2 protein-coding genes and 1 pseudogene are annotated in these 5,827 nt (G+C 65.9%); 2 read left to right on the forward strand and 1 reads right to left on the reverse strand.

The annotated features are described in order from the left end of the window. Both MRY84_RS03175 and MRY84_RS03180 read left to right on the forward strand, forming a co-directional pair. Positions 1-3,573: response regulator (locus MRY84_RS03175; RefSeq protein WP_291504308.1), on the forward strand; the 3,573-nt coding region annotated here is incomplete at its 5' end. Positions 3,574-3,627: 54 nt separating this feature from the next. Continuing rightward, positions 3,628-4,758, forward strand: a complete 1,131-nt coding sequence (locus MRY84_RS03180) for a two-component system response regulator (protein WP_291504309.1) — start codon at positions 3,628-3,630, stop codon at positions 4,756-4,758. A gap of 204 nt (positions 4,759-4,962) precedes the next feature. On the opposite strand, the pseudogene MRY84_RS03185 reads toward MRY84_RS03180, so the two are convergent. Then, a pseudogene (locus MRY84_RS03185) lies at positions 4,963-5,733 on the reverse strand (inositol monophosphatase family protein); the annotation flags it as partial. Positions 5,734-5,827: the final 94 nt, after the last annotated feature.

The raw sequence follows: 5,827 nt of genomic DNA on the forward strand, positions 1-5,827 counted from the left end.
GTGGGCTTGCACGAAGACATCTCGGCACGCATTGCCGCCCAGGAAGAACTGGTGCGCCGCGAGCGGCTGCTCAACGAACTGCTGGAGCAGCAGACGGCCATCTTTGACAACGCGCCGCCCATTGCACTGGTGGCCGATGGCAAGTTCCGGCAGTTCAACCCCGCGTTCGTGGAGCTCATGCGAGGCACGGCCTCGGAGCTGCTTGGCCTGGGCGTGCGGGTGTTGCTGGGCGGTGGAGAGCTCGCCCAGCAGTTTCATGGCCAGGTGGGGCCGGTGCTGGCGGCTGGCGGCGCCGTGCGGCAGGTCACCACGCTGTTCCGCCTGGACGGGACCCGCTTCGAAGCCCGCATGGCGGGGCGCAACGTGCAGATGGAGGGGTTCCGCAATGCGTCGCTGTGGGTGATCGAGGACGTCAGCGAGCAACGGCGTGCCGAGGTGGCTGTGCAGCAGGCCAAGGACCGGCTGGAGCTGGCCCAGGAGGCAGGAAAGATCGGTGTGTTCGACATCGACCTCCCCACGGGGCAGGTGCTCTGGAGCGAAAAGCTCGTGGCGATGCTGGGGCTGGCGCCGGGAACGCAAGCGCGCACCCAGCAGGATTGGCAGGAGCTGCTCCACCCCGACGACCGGGACCGCGCCGTCGCCACGTTTGCGGCGGCCCTGGCCGGAGAGGATGAGCATCTGCGCGATTCGTGGCGCATCGTGCGGCCGGACGGGGAGGTGCGCTGGTTCCTCTCGGCGGCGCGGATCTTCCGGGATGGCCAAGGCAAGCCCGTGCGGGTAGTGGGCGTGAACGTGGACATCCATGAGCAAAAGCTGCTCGAAGCCCGTGTGGCTGAGCAACTGGGCTTCCAGCAGGCATTGGTCGATGCCATCCCCGTCCCGCTGTTCTACAAGGATGCCCAAGGCCGCTACATCGGATTCAACCGCGCTTACGAGCAGGCTTTCGGAGTGCAACGCGAAGCCCTGATCGGAAAGACCGTCCTGGACCTGTCGTTCCTCCCCGAAGCGCAGCGGGCCCTTTTTGCCCAGGACGCCAGGGAAGCGTTGCATGGGGTGCAGTCGGTGCACAAGGAAGTCGATTTGCCCTATGCGGATGGCCACATCCACCACACGCTGTTCTGGCTGCACGGCTTCTCGCGCCCCGACGGTTCGCCAGGCGGCGCCATTGGCACCTTTGTCGACATCACGGACCGCCAGCGCGCTGAGCAGGAGCTGCGCCGCGCCAAGGAACTGGCCGAGGAGTCCACTGCGCTCAAGTCGAGCTTCCTGGCCAACATGAGCCATGAGATCCGCACACCGATGAACGCAATCATCGGCATGTCGCATCTGGCGCTCAAATCGGGCCTGACGGCGCGGCAGCACGACTACGTGAGCAAGATCCAACAGGCCGGCCAGCATCTGCTGGGCGTGATCAACGACATCCTCGATTTTTCCAAGATCGAGGCAGGCAAGCTCACGGTGGACCAGCAGCCTTTCGAGCTGGACCGCATGCTGGAGAGCGTGTCCGACGTCGTGAGCTACAAGGCTGGCGCCAAGGGGCTGGAACTGGTCTGCGACGTAGGGCCGGATGTGCCCCCCAACCTGGTGGGCGATTCCTTGCGCCTGGGCCAGATCCTCATCAACTTCGCCAACAACGCCATCAAGTTCACGGACCACGGGGAGATCACCATTGCCGTGCGCCTCATGGAGGCAGCGGGCGAGAGGGTGACGCTCAGGTTTGAAGTGCGCGACACGGGCATCGGGCTCACCACCGAGCAGATGGGGCGGCTGTTCCAGAGCTTCCAGCAAGCGGATACCTCCACCACACGCCGCTATGGCGGCACCGGCCTGGGCCTGGCCATCTGCAAGAGCCTGGCGGAGCTTATGGGCGGCGAGGTGGGCGTGGAGAGCACCTACGGCCAGGGCTCCACCTTCTGGGTCACGCTGCCGCTGGAACGCGGCGCGCCTGCGCGCGTGCTGCTGCCGCCCCCCGACCTGCGGGGTCGCCGGGTGCTGGTGGTGGACGACAACCACACGGCAGCCACCGTGCTGTCCGACATGCTGCTGGCCATGGGGTTTCAGGTGGAGCAGGCCCATTCGGGGCTGGAGGCACTCGACCGCTTGCGCGAGGCCATGGCGCAGCACCAGCCGTTCGGCCTGCTGCTGCTGGACTGGCACATGCCCGGAATGAATGGCATCGAACTGGCGGGGCACATCCGGGGCCTGGGCATGGCGCAGGTGCCCAAGATGCTCATGGTCACGGCCTACGGGCGGGAAGACGTGATGCGTGCCGCACGCGCCCAGGGCATCGACACCGTGCTGATCAAGCCCGTGAATGCCTCGCTGCTGTTCGACACGCTGATGCAGCCGCGTGCGCACTCCATCTACAGCCCACCCCGCGCGGCCGCCAGCGCACCCGCGGCCGATGAACTGCCGCTGGCCATCCGGGGCGCGTCGGTGCTGCTGGTGGAGGACAACGAGCTCAACCAGATGGTGGCCGTCGAACTCTTGCTCGAAGCGGGTTTTTCGGTGGACGTGGCCGAGAACGGCCAGGAGGCCCTGGACCGCATCGAGCGCAAGCAGTACGACGTGGTGCTGATGGACATGCAGATGCCTGTGATGGATGGCGAAACCGCCACGCGGCAACTGCGCAGCAACCCTCGCCATGCGCAACTCCCCATCGTCGCCATGACGGCCAACGCCATGGAAGCCGACCGCCAGCGTTGCTTTGCGGCAGGCATGAACGACCACGTGGCCAAGCCCATTGAGCCGGCGGCGCTGTGGGCCGCACTGAGCCGCTGGATCCGGCCGCGGCCGGGGCTGGGCAAGCCGGCGGGGGCGGGCATGCCCAGCGGCGCAGCAGACGGCAGTGAGGATGCTGGCGCCGGCGTGGCATCGGACGGCGAAGAGGCCAGACAAACCGGCTCCGACGCCGCAGTGGCAGCGCCGTTCCCCGCAGTGGCAGGCCTGGACACCCGCCTGGGCCTGCAGCGCGCCCTGGGCAAGCCGGGCCTGTATGCCGAGATGCTGCGGCGGTTTGTGCAAGGGCAGTCGTCGGTGATTTCCGACCTGGAGCAGGCCGCTGCCAACGTCGACAGAGAACTGGCCGAACGGCTGGCGCACACCTTGCGCTCGGTGGCCGCCAACATCGGTGCGCAGGAAATCTCGGCCCACGCCCAGGCACTGGAACAAGCCCTGCGCAGCAGCGCAACCCCGCAGACCACCGCCGCATTGATGGCCAGCCTGGACGCCGCGCTGCAGCCACTGCTGGCTCAATTGCACGCGTGGATGCTGGGGCCGCGAACGGGGCGCCCGGCAGACCTGAACCCTTCCGCGGCGGCTGGCACGCAGGTGGAGGACTCTGCGGTGGCCCTGCAACAGCTGCGCACGCTGCTGGAGCAGGACGACCCTGCGGCCCCCGAGTTCCTTCAGCGCCACGCTCAAGTGCTCCAGGCTGCGCTGGGCAGCAGCTTCGCGATGCTGGAGACCCACACGCAGAATTTTGATTTTGAGCAGGCGCTGGCGGTACTGCCGGAACAGCCAGACGAGCCCGCCATGCCAGGCCCGGAACACTCCGCCGTTCATCCCCTCTGAGCGGTCCCGCCTCCAGGAAAACCCAGGAATACCCAGGAAAACCGAGGAACTCCCATGGACAACGCGCCCTTTGCCCTCCCACAGGCCGCTCTGGTCGACAAGCCCATCGCCACGGTGCTCGTGGTGGATGACACCCCGGACAACCTCACGCTCATGGGCACGCTGCTGCGCGAGCACTTTCTCGTGAAGGTGGCCAACCACGGCGAGAAGGCGCTGAAGATCGCGCAGTCCGGCACACCGCCCGACCTCATCCTGCTGGACATCATGATGCCCGAGATGGATGGCTACGAGGTCTGCCGGCGCCTGAAGGCCGCGGCCTCCACGCGCGATATTCCAGTGATCTTTCTCACGGCGCGTTCCGACCCCGACGATGAACGCATGGGCCTGGCGCTGGGTGCCGTGGACTACATCACCAAGCCCATCAGCCCGCCCATACTGCTGGCGCGGGTCAACACCCACCTGGCGCTCAAGGCCACGGCTGACTTCCTGCGCGACAAGAGCTCCTACCTGGAGCGCGAGGTCGCCATGCGCACGCTGGAAGTGCAGGCCATTCAGGACGTGACCATCATGGCCATGACTTCGCTGGCCGAGACGCGCGACAACGAAACCGGCAACCACATCCGGCGCACGCAGCTGTATGTGAAGACGCTGGCCGAGCGGCTGCGTCACCACCCGCGCTTTGAGCCGGTGCTCAATGACCGCATGATCGAGCTGCTGTACAAGTCCGCTCCGCTGCACGACATCGGCAAGATCGGCATCCCCGACAGCATCCTGCTCAAGCCGGGCAAGCTCACGGTGGAAGAGTTCGAGATCATGAAGACCCACACCACGCTGGGTCGCAACGCCATCGACGAGGCCGAACGGCGCCTCGGCATGCGCGTGGCCTTCCTAAGTGTGTCCAAGGAAATTGCCTACAGCCACCAGGAAAAATGGGATGGCTCAGGCTACCCCGAGGGGCTCAAGGGCGACGAGATCCCCGTGTCGGCCCGCCTGATGGCGGTGGCGGACGTGTACGACGCGCTGATCAGCAAGCGGGTCTACAAGCCGGCTTTTTCACACGACCAGGCCTGCAGCACCATCGTGCGTGGCAAGGGCACGCACTTTGATCCGGACATGGTGGATGCGTTTGTGGACATTGCGGAGGACTTCCGCAGCATTGCGCAGAGGTATCCAGACCCTGGATAGAGTTCATCCCCCTGAGTCGCTTCGCGCCTTCCCCCTTCTCTCGAATTGCCGCGCAATTCGGGAAGGGGGACGCAGCCAGCGCGGCGGGGCGGCCCTTGCGCGGCTGCCCTGGTGGGAGTCCCGCCCCCTGCTCAGTCCAGTTACGAGATATCACCAGTGGCCATCGTGCGCTGGCTTCACCGCAGGGCGCGGTCGTTGCGATGATCAGAACGGCGCGTCTTCGCCCTTGCCTGCGTCGGCTTGGGGCGCTACCGATTCGGCTAAATCCGCACCGCCCTCTGCCTCTTGAGTGTTGTTGGCTTCAGGCGCATCGGCAGCCGCCGCCTGCCGCACGGCCGCCTTGTCGCCCGCGCTTGCGAACTTGCTGTACTTGCCCAGGATGGGCACCAGCTGGCCGTAGATGCGCGGGTTGCCGGCCAGGCATTCGCGCTGCTCCAGGAAGTCGGCCTCGCCCGTGAAGTTGCCCACCAGGCCACCGGCTTCGGTCACCAGCAGCGAGCCGGCGGCCACGTCCCAGATCGACAGGCCGGTTTCAAAGAAGCCGTCGGTGAAGCCCGCGGCCACATAGGCCAGGTCCAGCGCGGCGGCGCCGGGGCGGCGCAGGCCAGCGGTGCGCTGCATGACGTCGGCCATCATGTTGAGGTAGCTCTTGAAGTTGTCGCCCGGACGGAAGGGGAAGCCGGTGGAGATCAGGCAGTCCTTGAGCTGGGTGCGCTTGGAGACGCGGATGCGGCGCTCGTTCAGGTAGGCGCCGCGGCCCTTGGTGGCGGTGAAGAGGTCGTTGCGGGTGGGGTCGTACACCACGGCCTGCTCGACCTTGCCCTTCACGGCCAGCGCGATGCTGATGCAATAGACGGGAAAGCCGTGGATGAAGTTGGTGGTGCCGTCCAGCGGGTCGATGATCCAGACGAACTCCGAATCCTTGGCGCCGTATTCCTTGCCCGACTCTTCGGCCAGGATGCCGTGGCCGGGATGTACCTGATGAAAGAGGTGGATTTAAGCTAGACTTGTTTGAAATGGTGGGTAAAAAACTCTACTTCCGTAAAAACTTAGCGTCCTACAATTGTGA

The organism is Acidovorax sp., from assembly GCF_022763525.1.
Taxonomy (GTDB): Bacteria; Pseudomonadota; Gammaproteobacteria; order Burkholderiales; family Burkholderiaceae_C; genus Acidovorax.